General features: G+C 41.1%; 22 protein-coding genes and 1 tRNA gene. All 23 read left to right on the forward strand.

From position 1 onward, the window contains the following. The first annotated feature begins 18 nt into the window (after window positions 1-18). The 23 genes from CWB78_RS17355 (at window position 19) to CWB78_RS17470 (ending at window position 23,150) form a co-directional block, all read left to right on the forward strand. Window positions 19-95, forward strand: a tRNA-Met gene (locus tag CWB78_RS17355). A gap of 279 nt (window positions 96-374) precedes the next feature. Then, window positions 375-830, forward strand: coding sequence for a ribosome maturation factor RimP (gene rimP, locus CWB78_RS17360; protein ID WP_008114543.1), 456 nt, complete (start codon window positions 375-377; stop codon window positions 828-830). 38 nt (window positions 831-868) lie between these two features. After that, window positions 869-2,368 carry a transcription termination factor NusA gene (gene nusA, locus CWB78_RS17365; RefSeq protein ID WP_010391392.1) on the forward strand — a complete coding sequence of 500 codons (1,500 nt, stop codon included), beginning with the start codon at window positions 869-871 and terminating at the stop codon, window positions 2,366-2,368. Window positions 2,369-2,393: 25 nt separating this feature from the next. Continuing rightward, window positions 2,394-5,051 carry a translation initiation factor IF-2 gene (gene infB / locus CWB78_RS17370; protein WP_054202155.1) on the forward strand — a complete coding sequence of 886 codons (2,658 nt, stop codon included), beginning with the start codon at window positions 2,394-2,396 and terminating at the stop codon, window positions 5,049-5,051. Window positions 5,052-5,208: 157 nt separating this feature from the next. Then, window positions 5,209-5,616, forward strand: coding sequence for a 30S ribosome-binding factor RbfA (rbfA, locus tag CWB78_RS17375; protein ID WP_008467148.1), 408 nt, complete (start codon window positions 5,209-5,211; stop codon window positions 5,614-5,616). Beyond that, window positions 5,616-6,560 carry a tRNA pseudouridine(55) synthase TruB gene (gene truB, locus CWB78_RS17380; protein WP_054202156.1) on the forward strand — a complete coding sequence of 315 codons (945 nt, stop codon included), beginning with the start codon at window positions 5,616-5,618 and terminating at the stop codon, window positions 6,558-6,560. Before rbfA ends, truB begins: the two co-directional genes overlap by 1 nt. A gap of 109 nt (window positions 6,561-6,669) precedes the next feature. After that, the gene (gene rpsO / locus CWB78_RS17385) at window positions 6,670-6,939 is read left to right on the forward strand and encodes a 30S ribosomal protein S15 (protein ID WP_006793376.1); all 270 of its coding nucleotides are present in this window, start codon (window positions 6,670-6,672) and stop codon (window positions 6,937-6,939) included. 350 nt (window positions 6,940-7,289) lie between these two features. Further along, on the forward strand, window positions 7,290-9,416 hold the full coding sequence (gene pnp / locus CWB78_RS17390; protein ID WP_138596701.1) for a polyribonucleotide nucleotidyltransferase: 2,127 nt from the start codon (window positions 7,290-7,292) through the stop codon (window positions 9,414-9,416). A 185-nt stretch (window positions 9,417-9,601) separates the two neighbouring features. Continuing rightward, the gene (gene nlpI / locus CWB78_RS17395; protein WP_138596703.1) at window positions 9,602-10,474 is read left to right on the forward strand and encodes a lipoprotein NlpI; all 873 of its coding nucleotides are present in this window, start codon (window positions 9,602-9,604) and stop codon (window positions 10,472-10,474) included. Further along, entirely contained in the window at window positions 10,458-11,597 is a 1,140-nt protein-coding gene (locus CWB78_RS17400; RefSeq protein WP_138596705.1) for a hypothetical protein, read from the forward strand. The genes nlpI and CWB78_RS17400 overlap by 17 nt, the downstream gene beginning before the upstream one ends. A gap of 254 nt (window positions 11,598-11,851) precedes the next feature. Beyond that, the gene (locus CWB78_RS17405) at window positions 11,852-14,644 is read left to right on the forward strand and encodes a monovalent cation/H+ antiporter subunit A (protein WP_010391400.1); all 2,793 of its coding nucleotides are present in this window, start codon (window positions 11,852-11,854) and stop codon (window positions 14,642-14,644) included. Then, window positions 14,644-14,991, forward strand: coding sequence for a Na+/H+ antiporter subunit C (locus CWB78_RS17410; protein WP_054202160.1), 348 nt, complete (start codon window positions 14,644-14,646; stop codon window positions 14,989-14,991). The genes CWB78_RS17405 and CWB78_RS17410 overlap by 1 nt, the downstream gene beginning before the upstream one ends. Further along, a complete protein-coding gene (locus tag CWB78_RS17415; protein ID WP_138596707.1) occupies window positions 14,988-16,505 on the forward strand; it encodes a monovalent cation/H+ antiporter subunit D in 1,518 nt (505 codons plus the stop codon). Before CWB78_RS17410 ends, CWB78_RS17415 begins: the two co-directional genes overlap by 4 nt. After that, the gene (locus CWB78_RS17420; protein WP_054202162.1) at window positions 16,505-17,041 is read left to right on the forward strand and encodes a Na+/H+ antiporter subunit E; all 537 of its coding nucleotides are present in this window, start codon (window positions 16,505-16,507) and stop codon (window positions 17,039-17,041) included. Before CWB78_RS17415 ends, CWB78_RS17420 begins: the two co-directional genes overlap by 1 nt. Continuing rightward, window positions 17,035-17,304: a K+/H+ antiporter subunit F gene (locus CWB78_RS17425; protein ID WP_008114565.1), complete on the forward strand. Its 270-nt coding sequence runs from the start codon at window positions 17,035-17,037 to the stop codon at window positions 17,302-17,304. The genes CWB78_RS17420 and CWB78_RS17425 overlap by 7 nt, the downstream gene beginning before the upstream one ends. 9 nt (window positions 17,305-17,313) lie before the next feature. Beyond that, window positions 17,314-17,646 (forward strand): Na+/H+ antiporter subunit G, encoded by a 333-nt coding sequence (locus tag CWB78_RS17430; protein ID WP_008114566.1) that lies wholly within the window; start codon window positions 17,314-17,316, stop codon window positions 17,644-17,646. 132 nt (window positions 17,647-17,778) lie between these two features. Next, window positions 17,779-18,273 (forward strand): DUF2059 domain-containing protein, encoded by a 495-nt coding sequence (locus tag CWB78_RS17435; RefSeq protein ID WP_055011750.1) that lies wholly within the window; start codon window positions 17,779-17,781, stop codon window positions 18,271-18,273. A 158-nt stretch (window positions 18,274-18,431) separates the two neighbouring features. Then, window positions 18,432-18,869 (forward strand): MerR family transcriptional regulator, encoded by a 438-nt coding sequence (locus tag CWB78_RS17440; protein WP_138596719.1) that lies wholly within the window; start codon window positions 18,432-18,434, stop codon window positions 18,867-18,869. Further along, on the forward strand, window positions 18,866-21,106 hold the full coding sequence (locus CWB78_RS17445) for a heavy metal translocating P-type ATPase (protein ID WP_138596709.1): 2,241 nt from the start codon (window positions 18,866-18,868) through the stop codon (window positions 21,104-21,106). The genes CWB78_RS17440 and CWB78_RS17445 overlap by 4 nt, the downstream gene beginning before the upstream one ends. Window positions 21,107-21,531: 425 nt before the next feature. After that, window positions 21,532-21,747 (forward strand): TIGR02450 family Trp-rich protein, encoded by a 216-nt coding sequence (locus CWB78_RS17455; protein WP_010391412.1) that lies wholly within the window; start codon window positions 21,532-21,534, stop codon window positions 21,745-21,747. A 537-nt stretch (window positions 21,748-22,284) separates the two neighbouring features. Next, on the forward strand, window positions 22,285-22,497 hold the full coding sequence (locus CWB78_RS17460; RefSeq protein ID WP_010391413.1) for an EF-hand domain-containing protein: 213 nt from the start codon (window positions 22,285-22,287) through the stop codon (window positions 22,495-22,497). Between the two features lie 155 nt (window positions 22,498-22,652). Next, window positions 22,653-22,865 (forward strand): EF-hand domain-containing protein, encoded by a 213-nt coding sequence (locus tag CWB78_RS17465; RefSeq protein ID WP_010391414.1) that lies wholly within the window; start codon window positions 22,653-22,655, stop codon window positions 22,863-22,865. A 69-nt stretch (window positions 22,866-22,934) separates the two neighbouring features. Then, window positions 22,935-23,150 carry an EF-hand domain-containing protein gene (locus CWB78_RS17470; RefSeq protein ID WP_010391416.1) on the forward strand — a complete coding sequence of 72 codons (216 nt, stop codon included), beginning with the start codon at window positions 22,935-22,937 and terminating at the stop codon, window positions 23,148-23,150. Window positions 23,151-23,160 lie beyond the last annotated feature (10 nt).

The raw sequence follows: 23,160 nt of genomic DNA on the forward strand, positions 1-23,160 counted from the left end.
AATCTTTTTATCTATTGGCGCGGGATGGAGCAGTCTGGTAGCTCGTCGGGCTCATAACCCGAAGGTCGTTGGTTCAAATCCGGCTCCCGCAACCAATCTTAATAGTAGGTTTAAACTTACTACTTTATATCGCGCATTCTAAGTAATGCGCGTTTTGCGTTTAAGCTAATGAAGTTTAATTTGGTCAGGGTACTGACTCGCAACCAAGCTTGGCCCTAGGCCACACAGTTTTGCGTTTTTTGGTGTGACGCCCCGCTTGGTTCGGGGCGTTGTTGTATCTGCACCGTTTGATTTAATGTTTATCGATTAAATCAAAATTTAAACTCAGTATTTTAGGGCTATAAGCCCTTTTTTTGTTTGTATGGAGGATTTTCGTGACAAAACTTGAACAAGATTTAGTAACCATGTTAACGCCTGCGGTAGAAATGCTAGGCTTTGAATTACATGGTCTTGAGTTTGTACAAGCGGGTCGCCATTCTACCTTAAGAGTATACATTGCTCACGAGGATGGAATTTCAGTTGACAACTGCGCAGATGCCAGTCGTCAAATTAGTGCGATTTTAGACGTCGAAGACCCGATTACAAACGAATATGATTTGGAAGTGTCGTCTCCTGGTGTTGATCGTCCATTATTCAAACAAGATCACTACGAGCAGGCGCAAGGAGAGGAAGTACGCGTGCGTACTAAGCTTCCACAAGACGGTCGCCGTAATTTTAAAGGCGACTTAATAGCAGTTAGCAGCGATATGATCACATTATCTAGCGATGGTGCAGAGCATTTAATCATGCTTAGTAACATTGAACGTGCGAACATAATCGCAAAGTTTTAATTCGAGTGCGAAGGAATAGGGCAAGCGAGGCATTACCCATGGCAAAAGAGATATTATTGGTTGCTGAAGCCGTTTCCAATGAGAAAGCGGTTCCAAAAGAAAAGATTTTTGAAGCTCTAGAGTTCGCATTAGCGACAGCGACAAAGAAAAAGCATGATGGTGAAATTGATGTACGTGTTGCAATTGACCGTAAAACTGGCGATTACGATACATTCCGTCGCTGGCAAATAGCTGAAGTATTAGAAGATGGTTCTTTAGAGAATCCATACAGCGAAATCACGTTAGAAGCTGCTCAAGTTGAAGAACCAGACTTGAAAATGGGCGACTACGTAGAAGAGCAGATTGAATCAATTAAATTTGACCGCATAACAACACAAATGGCTAAGCAAGTAATCGTACAAAAAGTACGTGAAGCAGAGCGTGCCTTAGTGGTTGAAGCGTACAAAGATCAGCAAGGCGAGCTAGTGACGGGTGTTGTTAAAAAAGCAACGCGTGATGCAATCGTACTTGATTTAGGTAATAACGCAGAAGCGGTTATTTACCGTGACGACATGCTGCCACGTGAAAACTTCCGCCCAGGCGATCGTATTCGTGGTCTTCTATATGAAGTTAAACCAGAAGCACGTGGTGCACAGTTATTTGTAACCCGTTCTAAACCAGAAATGCTGATGGAATTATTCCGCATTGAGGTGCCAGAAATTGGCGAAGAGATGATTGAATTACGTGCCGCAGCTCGTGATCCAGGTTCACGCGCTAAAATCGCAGTTAAGTCTAATGATAAGCGTATAGACCCTGTAGGTGCGTGTGTTGGTATGCGTGGCGCACGTGTTCAAGCGGTATCGTCAGAACTTGGCGGTGAGCGTGTTGATATCGTACTTTACGATGACAACCCAGCACAGTTTGTTATTAACGCAATGGCACCAGCAGAAGTGGCTTCAATCGTAATGGATGAAGACACTCACTCAATGGATATTGCTGTTGAAGCTGATAACTTAGCACAAGCTATTGGTCGTAATGGTCAAAACGTACGTTTAGCAAGCCAGTTAACTGGCTGGGAATTAAACGTAATGACCGTTGATGAAATGCGCGCTAAGAACGAAGCTGAGTCAGATAAGTTAATTAACTTATTTACTGAAAACTTAGATATTGATGACGAGTTTGCGTCATTACTTATCAACGAAGGTTTCTCAACACTTGAAGAAGTTGCGTATGTACCTGCTTCTGAGTTTTTAGAAATCGACGGCTTAGATGAAGAAACAGTGGACGTATTACGTTCACGTGCAAAAGATGCATTAACAACGAAAGCCCTTAAAACGGAAGAAAGCTTAGAAGGCGCTGAGCCTGCTGAAGACTTACTTGCGCTTGAAGGTTTAGAGCGTCATTTAGCATTTGTTATGGCAAGTAAGGGTGTAGTAACACTTGAAGACTTAGCTGAGCAAGGCATTGATGAGCTTGTAGATATTACAGAGCTATCTGCAGAGAAAGCGGGCGAGCTAATTATGGCTGCACGTAATATTTGTTGGTTTGCAGACGAGTAATTTATTAACGGAGGTATTAGAGACTATGGCAGAAGTAAATGTTGAAAAACTAGCCGGTGATATAGGTACAACTGTTGATAAATTGCTACAGCAGTTTTCACAAGCCGGTATTACTAAACAAGCAGGCGATAATGTAACAGAAGCTGAAAAAGCAACGTTACTTGATCACCTAAGCAAGCAACATGGCGGTACTGGATCTGAAGGTCCAGCGCGTATGACATTGCAACGTAAGAGCAAAAGCACATTAAGTGTGACTGGCTCTACGGGTAAAGCAAAGGCTGTGCAAGTTGAAGTTCGCAAAACCCGCACTTACGTGAAAAAAAGTGCTGTTGAGCAAGAGCAAGAACAGCAACGTCTAGCCGCTGAAGAAAAAGCGCGTCTTGAAGAGCAGCAAAAAGCTGAACAAGAAGCCGCAGAATTGAAAGCGAAACAAGAGGCAGAACGTAAAGCGAAAGAAGACGCTGATCGTAAAGCCAAAGAAGAAGCTAAACGCAAAGCAGATGCTGAGCGTAAAGCGAAACAACAGCAGATGACCCCTGAGCAAAGTGCTAAGTCTGAGAAAGATCGCATCGAAGCTGAGCGTCTGCAAAAAGAAGCAGAAGAGGCCGCATTGAAGAAAGCTGAAGAAGAAGCGAAACGTCAAGCAGAAGAGGCAAGAAAGCTAGCTGAAGAGAATTCAGCACGCTGGAAGAAAGAAGAAGAAGAACGTAAGAAACGCGAAGAAACCGCGGATCACCACCTTACGACTTCAACTTACGCACGTGAAGCAGAAGATGTAGCAGATGCTCGCGAAGAGCAAGGCTCACGCCGTGCGAAGAAAAAGAAAAAAGCGCCAGCAAAAGATAAATTTGCAGCGTCTAAAGGTAAAAAAGGTAAGCTAAAAGCGCCAGCGTCATTACAGCACGGTTTCCAAAAACCAACGGCTGATGTTAAAAACGAAGTGCGTATTAGTGAAACAATTACAGTTGCTGAGCTTGCGTCACGCATGGCTGTTAAAGGCGCTGAAGTTGTAAAAACAATGATGAAAATGGGTGACATGGTTACGATTAACCAAGTTATTGACCAAGAAACTGCGCAACTTGTTGCAGAAGAAATGGGCCATAAAGTTATCATCGTTAAAGAAAACGAATTAGAGCAAACAGTACTTAACGACCGCCATGAAGATGGTAAGTCTGAGCCTCGCGCTCCAGTAGTAACTGTTATGGGTCACGTTGACCACGGTAAAACGTCAACGCTTGATTACATTCGTTCAGCTAAAGTTGCTTCAGGCGAAGCCGGTGGTATTACGCAGCACATTGGTGCATACCACGTTGAAACTAACGGCAACATGATCACTTTCCTAGATACTCCGGGTCACGCCGCATTTACATCTATGCGTGCTCGTGGTGCAAAAGCGACTGATATCGTAATCCTAGTAGTTGCAGCCGATGATGGTGTAATGCCACAAACTAAAGAAGCGGTACAGCATGCTCGCGCAGCTGGCGTTCCTTTAATCATTGCTGTTAACAAAATGGATAAAGAAGGCGCAGATCCAGACCGTGTTAAAAACGAGCTAGCTCAGCTAGACGTTATCCCAGAAGATTGGGGCGGTGATACGCAATACGTTCACATCTCAGCTAAAACAGGTCTTGGTATTGATGACCTTTTAGAAGCAGTATTAATGCAATCTGAGCTGTTAGAACTAAATGCACCTAGCGAAGGTATGGCTGCAGGTGTTGTTATTGAATCACGTCTTGATAAAGGCCGTGGTCCAGTAGCGTCTATCCTTGTTCAATCAGGTACGCTTAACCAAGGTGACATTGTATTATGTGGTCTTGAGTATGGCCGTGTTCGTGCAATGCGCGATGAAAACGGTAAAGACATTAAATCTGCGGGTCCTTCTATCCCTGTTGAGATTTTAGGTCTTTCTGGTATTCCAGCTGCAGGTGATGAAGCGACAGTAGTTAAAGACGAGCGTAAAGCACGTGAAGTTGCACTTTACCGTCAAGGTAAATTCCGCGATGTTAAATTAGCGCGTCAGCAAAAAGCGAAGCTTGAAAACATGTTTACTAACATGACTGAAGGCGACGTGTCTGAAGTTAACGTGGTACTTAAAGCAGACGTTCAAGGTTCAATTGAAGCAATTTCAGACTCACTAACTAAACTTTCTACTGATGAAGTAAAAGTGAAGATTGTTGGTTCTGGTGTTGGTGGTATCACTGAAACAGATGCAACTCTTGCTGCAGCGTCTAACGCAATCGTAGTTGGCTTTAACGTTCGTGCCGATGCATCAGCGCGTAAAGTGATTGACTCTGAAAACTTAGACCTTCGTTACTACAGCGTAATTTACGCACTTATCGAAGAAGTTAAGCAAGCCATGTCTGGTATGCTTGCTCCTGAGTTTAAACAAGAGATCATTGGTCTTGCTGAAGTACGTGATGTATTTAAGTCTCCAAAAATTGGCGCAATTGCTGGTTGTATGGTTACTGAAGGTACTATCAAACGTAGCGCACCAATTCGTGTACTTCGTGATAACGTGGTTATTTACGAAGGTGAACTTGAGTCATTACGTCGCTTTAAAGATGACGTACAAGACGTTCGTAACGGCATGGAATGTGGTATCGGCGTTAAGAACTACAATGACGTTCGCGTTGGTGACCAAATCGAAGTATTTGAAACAGTTGAAGTACAACGTAGTCTTTAATTGTTGTTAGGTGTTGTTGGACATTCAAGGTCGTACCTCGATAGCCCAACATAACCTATGCTAAGATTTTAAATGGGGGCTCAGCCCCCATTTGTGTATCCATTATTTAGTTAACTTATTATTGTTTTTCAATAAGTTATAATTTTAGGAAAGTGAAATGAGAGAATTTTCTCGCACTGATCGTGTTGCTCAGCAAATTCAAAAAGAAATTGCTGTGATTCTACAACGCGAAATTAAAGATCCGCGCTTAGGCATGGTGACAGTGTCTGCGGTAGAAGTATCGCGCGATTTATCTTATGCCAAAGTTTTTATCACCGTGTTTAACACTGAAGACGAAAATGCAGCAAAACAAAGTGCAAAAGTACTGAACGAAGCAACGGGCTATATCCGTTCGTTACTAGGTAAACGTATTCGCGCACGTATTATGCCAGAGCTTAAATTTGTGGTTGATAACTCATTAATGGAAGGGATGCGCATCTCTAACTTAGTGGACTCTATCATTCGTGAAGATAACGCTAAGCATGTTGATGATGAAACAGATAGCGAAGAAGGCACTAAAGACTAATGGCAAGACGCAGTAAAGGCCGTCCAGTTGATGGTATTTTGTTGTTAAACAAACCAGAAGGCATTTCATCAAACAAGGCATTACAGCAGGCTAAAGGTATTTATTTTGCGCAAAAAGCGGGGCACACAGGTGCGCTTGATCCGCTTGCGACCGGCATGCTGCCAATTTGTTTTGGTGAAGCGACTAAGTTTACCCAGTTTTTACTCGATACAGATAAAACCTATGTTGTTCGAGCTAAGCTAGGTGAACGTACTACCACATCAGACTCTGATGGCGAAGTGGTCGAAACTCGCGATGTGAATGTTACTTCCCAATTACTAAGCGAAGAGATTGCTAAGTTTTTAGGTGAGTCAGACCAATATCCATCAATGTATTCAGCGCTTAAATATGAAGGTAAACCTTTATATAAATATGCGCGTGAAGGCATAGAAGTTCCTCGCAAATGTCGAAAAATTAACGTATTTAGCTTAACGCTTGATGAGTTTGATGAGCAAGCTAACGAGATACAAATGACTGCACATGTATCTAAAGGTACGTATATTCGTACTATCGTTGATGACTTAGGTGAAAACTTAGGCTGCGGCGCGCATGTGATTATGCTGCATCGTAGTGCTGTTGGGCATTACCCTGCAGATAAAATGGTCACACTTGAGCAGTTAGAAGCGTTATTAAATCAAGCGAAAGAACAAGACGTTGCGCCTTCCACTTACCTTGACGAACTATTATTGCCAATGGATACCGCGTTAGTTGATTTACCCGTTGTGGAAATTACTAAAGAGCAGGGAATGGCATTTAGCCATGGTCAAGCTGTGGTGTTGGGTAAAGCCCTGCCTGAAGGTGCAATAAAGGTACTGGCTGACGGAATATTTATTGGTACGGGTGAACGTAATCCTGATGGCCATTTAAAATCAAAGCGCGGCTTGTCTAATCAACAACCAGAGTAAAGTTTAACTTGTAGTTATGCTGATAATTGGTAGAATACGCCCGCTTAATCGTTTTGGCTGAATTAGTGATCGGCTAAAGCACCTATTAAATTTAACTTTTGGAGTTATTATGTCACTAAGCAATCAAGAAAAAATCGATATCATTGCTAAATTCGCACGCGCTGAAGGCGACACTGGTTCACCTGAAGTACAAGTAGCATTACTTACTTTTGATATCAACAAGCTTCAAGGTCACTTTGCTGATCACAAGCATGACTTCCACTCACGTCGTGGTCTGCTTCGTAAAGTAAGCACTCGCCGTAAACTGCTTGATTACCTTAAAGGTAAAGATATCTCGCGTTACACTGCGTTAATCAAAGAGCTTGGCCTACGTCGCTAAGAACTTGATTATCAAAAGGGGAGCTTTTTAGCTCCTTTTTTTGTGTCTAAATTTCCCCATACCCACTATCCACATCGATTAACCCCCTTGAAATATCAGCTAAAAGCCACATTGTAAGTAACAGCAAAGTACACAATTTAGCAACGCGTTTATCTCTGGACTAAGCTCGCAATTTTACCTGACTTTGTTATATACTATGGCGCGTAGATAAAAAGGTTTATTTACGGTTATTTACATCATTGCCAATTGTAGTACTTAATTGATTTCCAACTGAATACAATTATGTACTGTAATTGGTACTTTGATGAAAACTTAATTAATACTAAAAATACATTTAAGGAATATTTTAAGTGCAAGCAATTATAAAAGAATTTCAACTAGGTCAACACACAGTGACGCTAGAAACAGGTGCTATCGCTCGTCAAGCTGACGGCGCAGTACTAGCAAGCATTGGCGACACGTCAGTACTAGTAACGGTTGTTGGTAAGCGTGAAGCTCAACCAGGTCAAGACTTCTTCCCACTAACAGTTAACTACCAAGAGCGTATGTACGCTGCTGGTCGTATCCCAGGTGGTTTCCTTAAGCGTGAAGGTCGTCCTAACGATGGCGAAACACTTATTGCACGTCTTATTGACCGTCCAATTCGTCCACTTTTCCCAAATGGTTTCGTAAACGAAGTACAAGTTATCGCGACTGTTGTTTCTGTAAACCCTGAAATCCAACCTGATATGGTTGCGATGATTGGTACATCAGCAGCACTTGCTATCTCTGGTATCCCGTTCAGCGGTCCAATTGGTGCATCACGTGTTGGTTACATTAACGGTGAATACGTACTTAACCCGACACTAAAAGAGCTTGAAGAGAGCCAACTTGACTTAGTTGTTGCTGGTACTGATAACGCAGTACTTATGGTTGAATCAGAAGCAGACGTACTTGCTGAAGACGTAATGCTAGGCGCGGTTGTATATGGCCATGAGCAATCACAGTCTATCATCAATGCAATTAACGAATTTAAAGCAGAAGCAGGCAAGCCTACTTGGGATTGGACTGCACCTGAGAAAAACGTTGCATTAGAAGAGAAAGTAGCAACTCTTGCTGCTGATAAAGTAGGCGAAGCTTACCGTATTACTGATAAAGTAGCGCGTAAAGAAGCATTAACTGCTGCAAAAGATGCGGTTGTTGAAGCTCTAACAAGCGAACTTGCTGAAGGCGAAACGCTTGATAAGCAAGAAGTAGGTAAAGTATTCGGTTCACTTGAGAAGAAAATCGTTCGTGGCCGTATCGCTGCTGGCGAAAAACGTATCGATGGTCGTGAACCAGATATGATCCGTGCTCTAGATGTAATGACGGGCGTACTTCCACGTACTCACGGCTCTGCAATCTTCACACGTGGTGAAACGCAAGCATTAGTAACAGCAACACTTGGTACAGAACGTGATTCACAGTTAATCGACGATTTAACTGGCACGCACAAAAACCACTTTATGCTTAACTACAACTTCCCTCCGTTCTGTGTAGGTGAAACTGGTTTTGTTGGTTCTCCTAAGCGTCGTGAAATCGGCCACGGTAACCTAGCTAAGCGTGGTATCCAAGCTGTAATGCCAACATTGACTGACTTCCCATATTCAATCCGTGTTGTATCTGAAATTACTGAATCAAATGGTTCATCTTCAATGGCATCGGTTTGTGGTACGTCTTTAGCGCTTATGAACGCAGGTGTTCCAATTAAAGCCTCAGTTGCGGGTATCGCAATGGGCTTAGTTAAAGAAGAAGAAAACTTTGTTGTTCTTTCAGATATCTTAGGTGATGAAGATCACTTAGGTGACATGGACTTTAAAGTAGCGGGTACAACTAACGGTATCACTGCACTGCAAATGGATATCAAAATTGAAGGTATTACTCAAGAAATCATGCAAATCGCGCTTAAACAAGCGAAAGCTGCACGTTTACACATTCTAAATGTAATGGACGAAGCGATTTCTGCACCTTCTGAAGAGTTATCTATGTTTGCTCCGCGTATTTACACGATACAAATCCCACAGAAGAAAATCGCAGAAGTTATCGGTAAAGGTGGCGCAACTATCCGTCAGCTTACTGAAGAAACGGGTACTACGATTGAAATCGGTGATGATGGCACAATCAAGATTGCTGCTACAGACGGTGAAAGTGCAGCAAATGCAATTAGCCGTATTGAGCAATTAACTGCTGAGCTTGAAGTAGGTACTATCTACGAAGGTAAAGTGGTACGTATCGTTGATTTCGGTGCGTTTGTAAACATTCTTCCTGGTAAAGATGGCCTAGTGCATATCTCACAAATCAGCACTGAGCGTGTTAACAACGTTGCTGATCACCTTAGCGAAGGTCAAGAAGTTAAAGTTAAAGTACTAGAAGTAGACCGTCAAGGCCGTGTACGTCTAAGTATTAAAGAAGCAATGGAATCAGCAGCACCTGCAGCTGACGAGTCTAAAGACGCGTAATTGCTAATCTTTCATCCAGATAATTACTGGATAGTATAAAAAGGGGCTGTTTAGCCCCTTTTTTTATGCTTTAATGTTAGCAACCTATTGTGTTCAAGACGTTAAGTAACATATAACAGGAATGAACCTTACAAGACAGCTTATGTCTTATCTATTTGCTACTTACCTCGGTATTAAGGATTTTAATGAGACTTAAACATTTAGCTTTGGCATCTTTTGCTATTTTGTCTTTAAGCGCTTGTCAGGCTACTACTAAACCCGCTGCTATTATTAATGTGCCATTTACTGCACCGCTTGCATCAGATTTTAGAAATGAAATTGCCATTGCACGTTTTTCAGAGCTATTAAACAGAGCAGACTTGAGTACAGAACAACAAGCAAAGCTCTATTATGACCGTGGAGTACTGTTTGATAGCTTAGGCATGACGACTTTATCGCGAATTGATTTTAACCGAGCGGTTAAACTTAAGCCTGATTTGGCTGAAGTCTATAACTTTTTGGGTATTCAGCATACCTTGATGCAGCAATACGAAAAAGCATACGAGTATTTTGATTCAGCCATAGAGTTAGACCAAGAACATGAATATGCGTATTTAAATCGTGGTATTGCTTTGTACTATGGTGATAGAGCCACGCTTGCAAAGGATGACTTTAAAACATTCTTGGAGCGCTCTCCTAACGACCCTTATCGTGTATTGTGGCTTTATTTAGCTCAAGCAGCACAAGATAAAATCGCGGCAATCGCTGCGTTAAAAGCCAATGCGGCGGCCCTTGATGAAAATGAATGGGCGTATCAGCTTATTGCTTTGTATGTGGGTGATTTGAGTGAAAAAGCATTTTTTTCAGGCATAGCCGATGGTGTAAGTTCACAACAAGAATACGCTCAGCGTTTATGTGAAGCTTATTTTTACTTAGCTAAACAGCACCAAGCCGCAGGTGAGCTCTCAATTGCCACAGATTACTTTAAATTGGCGCTAGCAACGAACGTACATGAATTTATAGAATATAAGTATGCGCGTTTAGAGCTTGAGTTGATGGCCAGTGAAAGCGCTGGCTAATTATTTAAAACTAAGTGCTTTATTACTGTGCGCTAGCGTTATTAGTGGCTCGAGTAATAAACAAAATAGCATTGGCTTTTGGCAAGTATTACATGCCAAGGCCAATGTGATTGACAGTTATTGGCAATTCCCTCGTTACTTTGCAAACCACATATTACAATTACCCACCACAGCCTTAGCAACCTTAGCTCGCAATAAAATAGCGGATGCTCAATATGGCTATGGGTTGTCATTATTAAGCAATAATCAAACTGAAACGGCTAAACTATTTTGGCAAGCAAGTTTGGATAAAATTACACGAGCACAGCAAAAAAAACTCGCCGACTCGTTATTTTCGCAACAGCGTTGGCAGGATTTAGCGCTACTAAAAAATCAAAATAAGCTTCCTAAAGGCGATATCTTTTATCATCTGCAATTACAGCAACAAGCACCCATAGAAACATTGAGTGCATCATTCATGGATAAGTTAGGGTTTTTACTTGCAAACGAGCAAGTTGAGATACAAAAGCAGTGTACATTTAATGTATTAATGTTGAGCGATCACCGTGATGGTTTATACAGGCTCAATCAATTTCGTAACGCGTACTTTCAAAACCCAGAGCCGAGTCTCAATACCTTTTGTTTTTCAAAACCAGTTTATGTGGGTAATGCAATTAGTTGCAATAGTACTGAATCCTCCCGTGCTGTGTGCAATTGGCAACAATCATCGCTTAAAAAGCGCCTTCCCATTGGGTTCGATTTTGCCGTTATGATGCCCAAACAAGGTACTGCCAGTGTAAAAAATGGTTTAATGCATATTAATTCACAGGCTAGCTACGCGGTTTTTTTGCATGAATTAATGCACTTTAATGGCTTTGAAGATGAGTACGCTTTACCAGCAAAAAAGCAAGCGTGGTTATGTCAGCTTGATGGGTTTGTTGCTCCTAACTTATTTATTGCAAAAAAATCAGATGCTCCCAAAGGGTGGCACAAAAGCCAAAGTTGCCAACAAGGTGGCACTGCTTATAAGCCCAGTGCACAGTGGTCAATTATGCAATATCAACAGTTAGGGCTATCAGCGCAATACCGTATTTTGTGGCAGACCCATATAGCACTCAATGCTGATCTATTTGCACGATTTTAGTGGTTATAGACTCTGCCGAAAACTGTTTAAAAGCTAAGCTTGTTTTACTTCAGTTCATGAATTTATAGGCATTTTTGTTTGATTATTATCCTGCTAGCGGCGCTTTCTATAGACAAAAACTGCGTTTATCAGTATAACTGTACGTATTAATGTTGTTAAAAAACAGACATAAAACGTATACCCAAGTCACTTTGGTATTTAATAATAACAAGTAGCGAATTGATAAACTTTATGATTCAAAAAGGCCCTTCATTATGACTTTGCTCTGGATACCCCTGTTATCCTTATTAGGCAGTGTTATTTCTGCATGCACCGGCAAACTTTCTCGAAATCAGGCAACGAGCCTAACGGCTATTGCGCCATTAGCCGCGCTTGCAATTACACTTTATCATGCGCCTGCGGTTCTCGCGGGAGAAACCATTCGTTTTAGCGCACAGTGGATACCTGCTTTAGGGCTGGATATTTCCTTACGCTTAGATGGTTTGAGTTTACTGTTTTTATTTATGATTTTAGGAATAGGGCTGCTGGTTATTTTGTATGCCCGTTATTACCTAAGTCAAAATGATTCGCTGCCAAAGCTATTTAGCTACTTAATGTTATTTATGACCGCCATGCTGGGCATTGTTATGTCAAACAATGTGATTCAGTTATGGGTATTTTGGGAGCTAACCAGTATTAGCTCGTTCTTGCTGATCAGTTACTGGTGGCACAAATCAGAGGCGCGCAAGGGGGCGCGCATGGCATTAGCAGTAACTGGCGCAGGTGGTTTAGCCTTGCTGGGTGGTTTAATGTTGTTAGGCGATATTGTTGGAAGTTACGACTTAGACACCATTTTAGCTAGCAAAGCGATTATTCAATCTCACGACTTATATGAATTAGCACTGGTATTAGTTTTACTGGGTGCTTTTACTAAATCTGCACAATTTCCGTTTCATTTTTGGTTACCGCACGCTATGGCTGCACCTACGCCGGTAAGTGCGTATTTACACTCTGCCACCATGGTAAAAGCAGGTATCTTTTTACTTGCGCGTTTTTATCCCGCATTAGCGGGTACCGATACTTGGTTTTTATTAGTCGGTTTGACCGGTTTAACCACGTTATTATTTGGCGCTTATATCGCGTTATTCAAACATGATTTAAAAGGCTTGTTAGCCTATTCAACGATTAGTCATTTGGGTTTAATTACATTATTACTTGGTCTGGATACACAGCTTGCAACCGTTGCCGCTATTTTTCATATTATTAACCACGCGACGTTTAAAGCGTCGTTATTTATGGCAACCGGCATTATTGATCATGAAACCGGGACTCGTGATATGCGCAAACTCAATGGCATGTGGCGCTACTTACCTTATACGGCAACCTTGGCGATGGTGGCTGCTGCCGCTATGGCAGGTGTACCGTTGTTAAATGGTTTCTTATCAAAAGAAATGTTCTTTGCTGAGACACTACATCAGCAAGTGCTTGGCTCTATGTCGTGGCTAATTCCGGTGCTGGCAACTGTAGCGGGTGCGTTGTCGGTGGCGTACTCATCACGCTTTATTCATGACGTGTTCTTTAATGGTGAGCCAATTGATTTACCACGTACCCCTCATGAAGCGCCGCGTTATATGCGTGTGCCTATAGAGATCTTAGTGGTACTGTGTATTTTAGTGGGTATTTTTCCACACTTTGTCGTTGACGGTATTTTATCAGCCGCGTCGCTGGCTGTACTTGGTCAAGCTATGCCCGAGTATAAGTTGACTATTTGGCATGGTTTCAATTTACCTCTACTTATGAGTGGTATGGCGGTAATTGGTGGTTTATTTATTTACGTTAATCGAAAGTACTTGTTCCAGTTCCAAGCGTCGTTACCTCCTTTTAACGCTAAAAAAATCTTCGAGCGTTTTTTAGCGGTAGTGGTCAATTGGTGTCAAAACAAAATCCAATCAACAGAAAATGGCTCATTACAACGTTATGTATTTATAATGTTAGGCGTTGTATTACTTGCCTCTGGTTGGCCATTATTTGAAATGAAGCAGCTAGCTGGTAGCGTGCCTAATACCCCGGTTGATATTCAAAACGCAATTGGTGCAGGACTACTCATAATAGGTGCAATTGCTACCGTTATTTGGCATCGAATTCGAATGGTGTCGTTATTAATGCTGTCGATTGTGGGACTAATGGTGTCGGTGGCGTTTACCCGTTTTTCAGCGCCTGACTTGGCCTTAACGCAACTTACTGTAGAAGTAGCCACTATTATACTATTAATGTTGGCACTGTTTTTCTTACCTCAAAGCACGCCAAGAGAGTCAAGCTCATTGCGTATTTTACGTGATGTGGTTATCTCCTCTACCGTGGGGATCATTATTGCCAGTATTTGTTACGCCTTACTGACTCGTCCGCTTGATTCAATTTCTGAGTTCTTTATTGCTAACGCCAAAACAGGCGGTGGTGGTACTAATGTAGTTAACGTTATTTTGGTTGATTTTAGGGGCTTTGATACTTTAGGTGAAATTACCGTACTAGGTATTGCCGCACTGGGCATATTTAAACTGTTATCAAGAATTCCACTTTATATGCCAGCGAGCGATAGTGAAGGGCGTCCATGGTCTAAAGATCGCCATCCTATTTTATTGGCTTGTATTTCTCAAAGCTTACTGCCATTAGCGCTATTAGTGTCTGCTTATATTTTCCTACGCGGTCATAACTTACCTGGAGGAGGCTTTATAGCAGGCCTCGTAACTTCTATTGCCTTTATTTTACAATATATGGCGCATGGTACTGCGTGGATAAATGAACGCTTTGATGTTAACTATCGAAAAATTATTGCATCAGGTATTGCTATTGCCATGTTTACAGGTGTGGGAAGTTGGTTCTTTGACAAGCCATTTTTAACTACCTGGTTTGATTACTTTGATATTCCGTTTGTTGGTAAAACAGAGCTTGCCAGCGCCATTGTATTTGACTTGGGCGTGTACTTAACTGTTGTTGGCGCTACGCTGATGATCCTTGCGAGCTTAGGTAATATGACCGCGAACGCAGAGAAAGAAGAGGTAAATATTTAATGGAACTGTTATACGCATCTTGCGTTGGCGTGTTAGTCACCTGTGGCGTGTTTTTATTGCTAAGAGCGCGTACATTCCCAGTGGTACTGGGGCTGACAATGATTTCTTACGCGGTTAATTTGTTTTTATTCTCATCAGGGCGCTTAACAATTAATAAAGCCGTGGTACTAGGGACTGGCGCTGATTACGCTGACCCGCTACCACAAGCCTTAGTGTTAACAGCCATTGTAATTGGCTTTGCGATGACTGCGTTTGTGGTTATTTTATCTATTCGAGGCCGAGCAGATTTAGGCAACGACCATGTTGATGGCACCCTAACTAAAAATAAACGCAAGGAGAGAAAATGATTCAGCATTTAGCATCTTTGCCTATTTTACTGCCAATGTTAGCGGCAATTATTTTGTTGCTTCCACCGTGTGGCAAAAGCTTATTTGCACGCCGATTTATGTCTAGTTTAATGGCTATTCTAACCTTTGCAGTCACAGTATTACTGCTAATTCAGGTTAAAGATAACGGTATTATTGTTTATGCAATAGGTAACTGGTCTGCGCCGTTTGGTATTGTACTGGTTGCAGATATGCTCTCGACCTTGTTAGTCACTTTAACCGCCTTTTTGGGGGTTGGCGTGGCTTTATATGGCTGTGCTGGTGATGATGAACAAGGTAGCTTTTTTCACCCTTTAATCCATTTTTTAATACTAGGGGTAAATGGTGCATTTTTAACTGGGGATTTATTTAACGTCTTCGTATTTTTTGAAGTGTTATTAATTGCCTCTTATGCGCTGTTAATGCACGGTGGCGGTAAACCCAAAACGCGCGCTGCTCTGCATTACGTTATTTTAAATTTAGTTGGTTCAAGCGTATTTTTAATTGGTTTAGGTATTTTATACGGAGTATTAGGCACCTTAAATATTGCTGATATGGCCAATAAAGTACCGCAGCTAAGTGGTGACGACGTTTATTTAGCAAAAGCGGGCGGGTTATTATTACTCGTTGTATTTGCACTTAAAAGTGCGTTATTACCATTGCATTTATGGTTACCAAACGCCTACTCAAGTGCCACACCTGTGGTTGCTGCATTATTCGCGATTATGACCAAAGTCGGTGTTTACGCAACCTTACGTGTATATACGGTTATTTTTGGTGAACAAGCTGGCGAACTTGAGCATATGGCGCAGTCTTGGTTATGGGCGCTGGCTATTGCCACCATAGTGATTGGCGCAATAGGGGTGTTAGCCGCACAAGATTTACGTAAGCTTACCGCTAATTTAGTACTGGTTTCTGTAGGGACGTTGGTGGCATTAGTCGCACTCCAAAACATAAATGCCACCGCTGCATTGCTTTACTATTTAGTGCATTCAACGTTAGTGACTGCGGCGCTATTTTTACTTGCTGATTTAATTGCAACACAACGAGGTAAAGCTGGTGATCGATTAGTTGGAGGACGTGCAGTAAAACAACCATTTTTATTAGGTGCGTGTTTTATTATTGCCGGTTTAACCGTTATTGGTATGCCACCTTTTTCGGGCTTTGTTGGCAAAATTTGGATTTTAAAAACGACCTTAAATAGCGAGCAAGCACTGGTATTTTGGCCTGTTTACTTAATTATGAGCTTAGCGCTAATTGTGGCTATATCACGTGCGGGTACTAGTTTGTTTTGGGAACGTAAAGACAAAACAGGTGATGCTAGCGATGCTGCCAATGCCCACCCGCTACAAGTGACCGTGTTAGTTGGTTTATTAGCAAGTTCAATACTACTGGTTATTTTTGGTGATATGGCAACACAGTACGCCCTCGAGGCGGCAACACAGCTTCACGATATTAGTGGTGGTATTAATGCGGTACTTAAGGGAGGTATGTAATGCGCTTACAAGCTCGTTTTGGTTGGTTACCTACGCCGTTTCGTAGTCTATTTTTATTTATAGTATGGCTCTTGTTAAATAACAGTGTGTCGGTAGGGCATATTATATTAGGGGCGCTACTCGCGTTGCTAATACCGTTATTTAGTATGTCGTTTAGAGACCCGCAACCGCTGATATTAAAGCCGGGGCTAGCACTTAAGCAATTACTAATCGTACTTTACGATATTATAGTGGCTAATTTGCAAGTGGCATTATTAATACTGGGCCCTTCAAAAAATCTGCGTCCAGGCTTTGTTAAAGTGCCTATAGATTTAATGCATGAAATGCCAATTACTATTTTAGCAAGCTGCGTGTCTTTAACGCCGGGTACGGTAAGTGCGGAGGTTTACCCGCTGATTAAATCGCTTAATGAAGACGATGAACCGGTACAGCGTTATTTATTAATTCACGTGTTAGATTTAGATGATGAGCAAGCGCTTATTAAACAAATAAAAGCACGTTACGAAGCTCCCCTAAAGGAGATATTTCAATGTTAGATACAGTATTACTGATTGTTTTTTCAATGGTTGGATTGTCGTTATTACTTAATCTATGGCGACTTATTATTGGCCCATCAGTACCGGATCGTATTTTAGCGCTCGATACTATGTACATTAACGTGATTGCCTTGATTATTTTATATAGCATTAGTATGGGCACGGGGCTGTACTTTGAAGCAGCCTTACTTATTGCCATGCTTGGTTTTATAAGTACGGTAGCTGTATGTAAGTATTTACTTCGTGGCGACATAATTGAGTAAGGTATTAAAATGATAAGTGAATGGATCGTATCAATATTGCTGCTGTTAGGCGGGTTATTTATTTTAATTGGCTCAATTGGTTTAATTAAATTACCTGATTTTTTTATGCGTTTACATGGGCCAACAAAAGCCACCACTTTAGGTATGGCGAGTATACTTACCGCTGCTATGGTATTTTTTGCTAATTCAGTCAGTGGCTTAAGTGTAAAAGAAATATTAATCACTATATTTCTATTAATCACTGCACCTATTAGTGGCTATATGCTGATTAAAACCGCTATTCATCATAAGCTTAAAGCTAAAGAGGGAACGAAAGGGCTCGATAATATCGAAAAAGATTAGCTCTGGGAATAAACGATTAAAAGCCGAATAAACACCTGTTATTCGGCTTTTTCGTTTTTTGGTTGTCCCCATTTACAACACTTGTTGAACATGTGATTATGACGCTAATTCAAATACAAAAAGGATATTAATATGGGTAAGGTAATACTGCTTTCACTTTTAATTTTTTCAACTAACCTTGCAGCGCAAACTGCCAAACAGCAAAAAATTGATGAGCTGGTAGAGGTGATGAACATGGATGCCATGGTTGACTCTATGTATGCGCAAGTTGAGGGCATGATGCAAAATATGTCAGTGCAAATGGGCGTAAAGCCAGATGAGAAAGCAATTTTCGACAAGTATTATGCTGATATGACCGAGGTATTAAAAACAAAAATGAGCTGGCAAAAAATGCAGCCGATGATGATTAACCTCTACGATAAACAATTTACTGAACAAGAAATTAGCGACATGTTAGCTTTTTATAAGACAGAGTCAGGGCAGGCTATTTTGAAGAAAATGCCACAAGTAATGCAAGAATCAATGCAAATGTCACAAGCCTTAGTACAAGACGCTATGCCTGAAATTCAAGCAATTGCGGGTGAGCTTGGTGAAGCACTTAAGCAATCTCGAAGCAAAGCAAACTAAGCACTATAGTAACTCTCAAATTTAGCAGTCACATATTGTGGCTGCTCTTATCTTAACTTTCTTTCGCACTCCCAGCCATATGCTTAATTAATTGTTGACCTATGTGTTACACATAGGTTTATTATGTTGTCATTACATAGCCAGCCAGAGGTTTAATGATGTACGTAAAGCAATTAGCCAATACTATGGGCGTGACCCAAGACACAGTTCGTCATTACACGCGAATAAAGCTGCTTAATCCTATTCGTGGTGAGCGCAATGGTTATCAAGTGTATACCGCAGCCGATCAGCAACGTTTAAAGTTTATCATTAGTGCGCGTCAACTCGGTTTCTCAATAAAAGATATTCAACAAATTATTGCACAGTCGGAGCAAGGGCAGTGCCCTTGTCCGCTCACACGACAATTAATAGCAAAGCGACTAGAGGAAACAGAGCAGCACTTTCAAGAAACACTTAAATTACGCACGCGAATGCAAGCAGCGGTTAAACAGTGGGATAAATCGCCTGATGGGGCTGTAAGTGCAGATATATGTAGCTTAATAGAGACCTTTGTTGATCCAATCTCTGAAGTTAAAAATACTAAGGAAGCGTTATGAGTAATCAATCCACCACGCAAAACTTTATGATTGAAGGCGCAAATTGTGGCAGTTGCGTGGCTAAAATAGAGAAAGCACTGAAAAATGTAAAGGGTGCGCAGCGCGTTGAAATGAACTTTGCCGATCGAACTGTGCAAGTAGAAGGTTCGGCTAAGGCTGGGGAGCTAATGCACGCTGTCGCTGATATTGGCTATCAAGCTAAACCTATGAATAGTGATTCTCAACAAGACGCCCTAGATGAAAAAGCCGAAGCTGATAACGCGCACTATAAAAAGCTCATGCGCAATATGGTATTGGCATTGGGTTTGGGTGCGCCATTAATGCTTTATGGTTTAATTTTTGATATGAGTGTCACCACTCAAACTCAGCGCATTGGCTGGTTTATTGTTGGAGTGATGACGTTAGTCGTAATGATTGTGTCGGGTAAGCAATTTTATACTGGCGCATGGCAGTCATTTAAAAATCATACAGCGAATATGGATACCTTGATTGCGCTTGGTACGGGAACAGCTTGGCTATATTCAATGGTGGTGGTGAGCATGCCAAGTCTATTACCAGAGGTGGCTAGACATGTTTATTTTGAAGCCTCAGCAATGATCATAGGCTTAATTAGTCTTGGCTTAGCCTTTGAAGTAAAGGCGCGAGGGCGCACCTCTGAGGCGATTAAACGCTTAATTGGTTTACAACCTAAAACGGCACGGGTGATCCGAGATAACCAAGAGCAAGATGTAGCTATAAGCCAAGTTATTAAAGGTGACTTGATTCGTGTCCGCCCTGGAGAGAAAATTTCAGTCGATGGAGATGTTATTGAAGGCAGCAGTACACTAGATGAATCAATGCTCACTGGTGAACCGATGCCGGTTAATAAAGGTGAGGGTGACAAGGTTGTTGCTGGCAGTATTAATAAAAGTGGTACTTTGTTGTTTAAAGCAACCCATATAGGCAGCGAAACCACCTTAGCGAATATTATTAATATGGTTAAACGTGCACAAAACTCTAAACCCTCAATTGGACGCTTAGCTGATGTTATTTCAGGCATATTTGTACCCACAGTGATGATTATTGCGGTACTAGCAGGCTTAGCATGGCTTAACTTTGGCCCACAGCCGAGTATTGCTTATGCGGTTGTTGCAATAACTACAGTTTTAATTATTGCTTGCCCGTGTGCACTTGGCTTAGCTACACCGATGTCAATTATGGTCGGCATAGGTAAAGCTGCTCAGTCGGGTATACTTATTCGTAACGGTGAAGCGCTACAAACAACAGCTAAAATCACCACCATGATCTTAGATAAAACAGGCACTATAACCGCTGGTAAGCCAACCGTGACCGATGTGGTTACGTTCAACCAAAGCGACAGTACCGAGGTGCTAAAGTTAGCAGCTAGTCTTGAAAGTAGTTCTGAGCATCCATTAGCCGAAGCCATTGTTAATTATGCTAAAAACCAAAATATCACCCTTGAAAAAGTCAGTAATTTTAATGCTATCACTGGACAAGGTGTGATCGGTACCATTAATGAGCAAAGCCTATTGTTTGGCAATCAGGCACTGATGAAAAGCCACAATATAGATATTGCAGAGGCAATACCTCAAGCCGAGCAGCTTGCCAACGCTGCTAAAACGCCGATGTACTTTGCTATTGGCAATCAATTACATGCCATAATCGCAGTTGCTGACCCAATAAAAGAAGACTCAGCTGAGGCCATTAAACGCTTACAAAATAAAGGTATGCAGGTGGTTATGCTGACAGGCGATAACCAAGCGACCGCTAAAGCCGTTGCCAGCAAAGTCGGTATTACAGACTTTATAGCGCAAGTAATGCCAGATGATAAAGCCAGTGAAGTGACTAAGCGTCAATCTCAAGGTGAAATTGTAGGCATGACTGGTGATGGTATAAATGATGCGCCAGCATTGGCACAAGCCGATGTTGGATTTGCCATTGGCACTGGCACAGATGTAGCTATTGAAAGTGCGGATATAACGCTGATGCGAGGCTCACTTCATGGCCTTGCAGATGCCATTGCAATTAGTGGCGCAACCATAACTAATATTAAACAAAATTTGTTTGGGGCGTTTATTTATAACATTGCGGGTATTCCGATTGCTGCAGGGCTGTTGTATCCGTTTTTTGGTTTACTACTAAACCCAGTCGTAGCTGGCGCGGCAATGGCTTTATCATCGCTTACTGTGGTCACTAATGCAAATCGGTTACGTTATTTTAAAGCCAGTAACTCGTAACTTTATTTATAGGGGATTTAATTATGTTATTAATTAATTTATTAGGCGTTTTACTTATTGTCGCTATTATTTATTGGTTTTGGTTATATGAGCCGAAGTAAACAGTCATAGCAATCAAATAGCCATTACTGTGGGTAACGGGGGGTATTATTATCCAGCGTATATTAAGGTAGCAGCGAACAGGCCTCTGACCCTGAATCGACAAGACGGTCTCCTTGCGCTAAAACAGTGATTTTCCCCCGCTTGAATTCGTGAAACGCCAAGTATAGGTGAAAATGCGGCTATTGAATTACTTTCGCTTGATGTTGGAGAATATGCTTTTCACAGCTAAATACAAATGTTTAAAGGGAAGTTTTTGGTTTTTTAATAAAACTAAACGTATCCCTGATGCGTATTCTCAAGCAGAAAACATAAAAGGTGTGGTTATGAATAAATTAAACCCTAAAAAACTGCTAAATAGTAAATGGACTGCCATCCCAGCTATTAATAAAGAAAAGCACTTTATTATTGTTGAGGTAGAATTTGATGAAGACGCTAATGTGATTGAATGTATCACTGAAGCGGTGATGTCAAAAAATCAATATCCTATTCAGTGGCGCGACTTAAAAGACGAACAAAGATGGCGCCAAGGCTGGAAGTGACCCCATATACTCATGCCCAAATAAGTGGGTATGAGTGATATCAAATTAGTATCCCGCACGAGATTCATTCCTTACTTTTAGTATTTATTCGCCATACGGCGACAAATCCTGCTTTTTCTCTCACCCGTTAAAAAAATTAATTATATTTTTCTACAAATCAATTTAAGTTGTTTATTTTCAATTTGTTATCTATTTAATTTAACCTGTTTAATTTCGCGTTGTTAATTTGTTCAGTGGCGATTTATTCCTATAGCGGCTCAGTCTTGTTGTTTTGAGTTTAATTAGAGATAGGTGTGTCTTTTTTAGGAGGTTTAACTTATTGAATTTTAAAGGGTATCTTTTTAGTTAAAAGTAGCTGTTGCAAAAGAGCAACAAAATACGAGGTGTTTTTAAGTAAAAATCACATTTTTATTTTTAACTTATTGTTTATAAATGAAAAAATAAACATGGCATCGAAGTTGTAATACCTAAGCTGTATTTAGCAAAAAGTGATTAAGCTTAGCGCTTAACCTTACAACCCAATGAAGGAATTACGTTATGACAACATTTAAATCAACACTGGTATTAATGGCACTTGCTTCTTCATCTGTGGCGTTTGCTGCAACAGATTTTGACACACTGGATGTGGATGGTAATGGCGCAATAAGCCAAGCTGAAGCATCAGTAGATGCCTCACTTATGAGTAAGTTTACAGAGCTTGATACGGATAAAAACGGCGAGCTTTCTAAAGCAGAATTTTCTAAGGCTTAAAAGGCCAATGCTCAACGCTATTACATATTCTGAGTTGCCAAAGACAACCTAAATAGGCAAGGGAGCCTATGAAAGAGAATAACTAGGATGTACGGTTGTAGCGTTGAGTTAATTAATTTATACCCAAACATTGCATACTTTGAAGGATTAATATTATGAAAAAATTACAGTCAACTCTTGTACTTATGGCACTTGCTTCTTCATCTGCAGTATTTGCCAGCACAGACTTTGAAACTCTTGATGTAGATGGTAGTGGCGCAATTAGCCAAGCTGAAGCATCGGTTGCGGCCGAACTTATGGAGCAGTTTGCAGAGCTGGATGTAGATGGCAATGGTGAACTTTCTAAAGACGAATTTTCAGCATACTAACTTTATAATTCCCTAAGGATCTTTGAAAAGGATTTCTTACCCACTTTTTTATTAAGCTAAGGATTTATTATGAAAACATTTACTAAAACGCTTGCTTTAATTGCACTTGCTTCGTCTTCTGCCGCTTTTGCTGCGGTTGACTTTGATTCTTTTGATTCTGATGGCGACGGCGTTATTAGCCAGTCTGAAGCACAAGCTAATTCACAATTAGCTAAATTATTTGATGACTTAGATACTGACGGGAATGGTGAATTATCTAAGCAAGAATTTGCTAAAGTTCAGTAACAAACATGCA

The sequence above is a fragment of the Pseudoalteromonas sp. S1612 genome, assembly GCF_005887175.1.
GTDB classification, from domain to species: domain Bacteria; phylum Pseudomonadota; class Gammaproteobacteria; order Enterobacterales; family Alteromonadaceae; genus Pseudoalteromonas; species Pseudoalteromonas undina.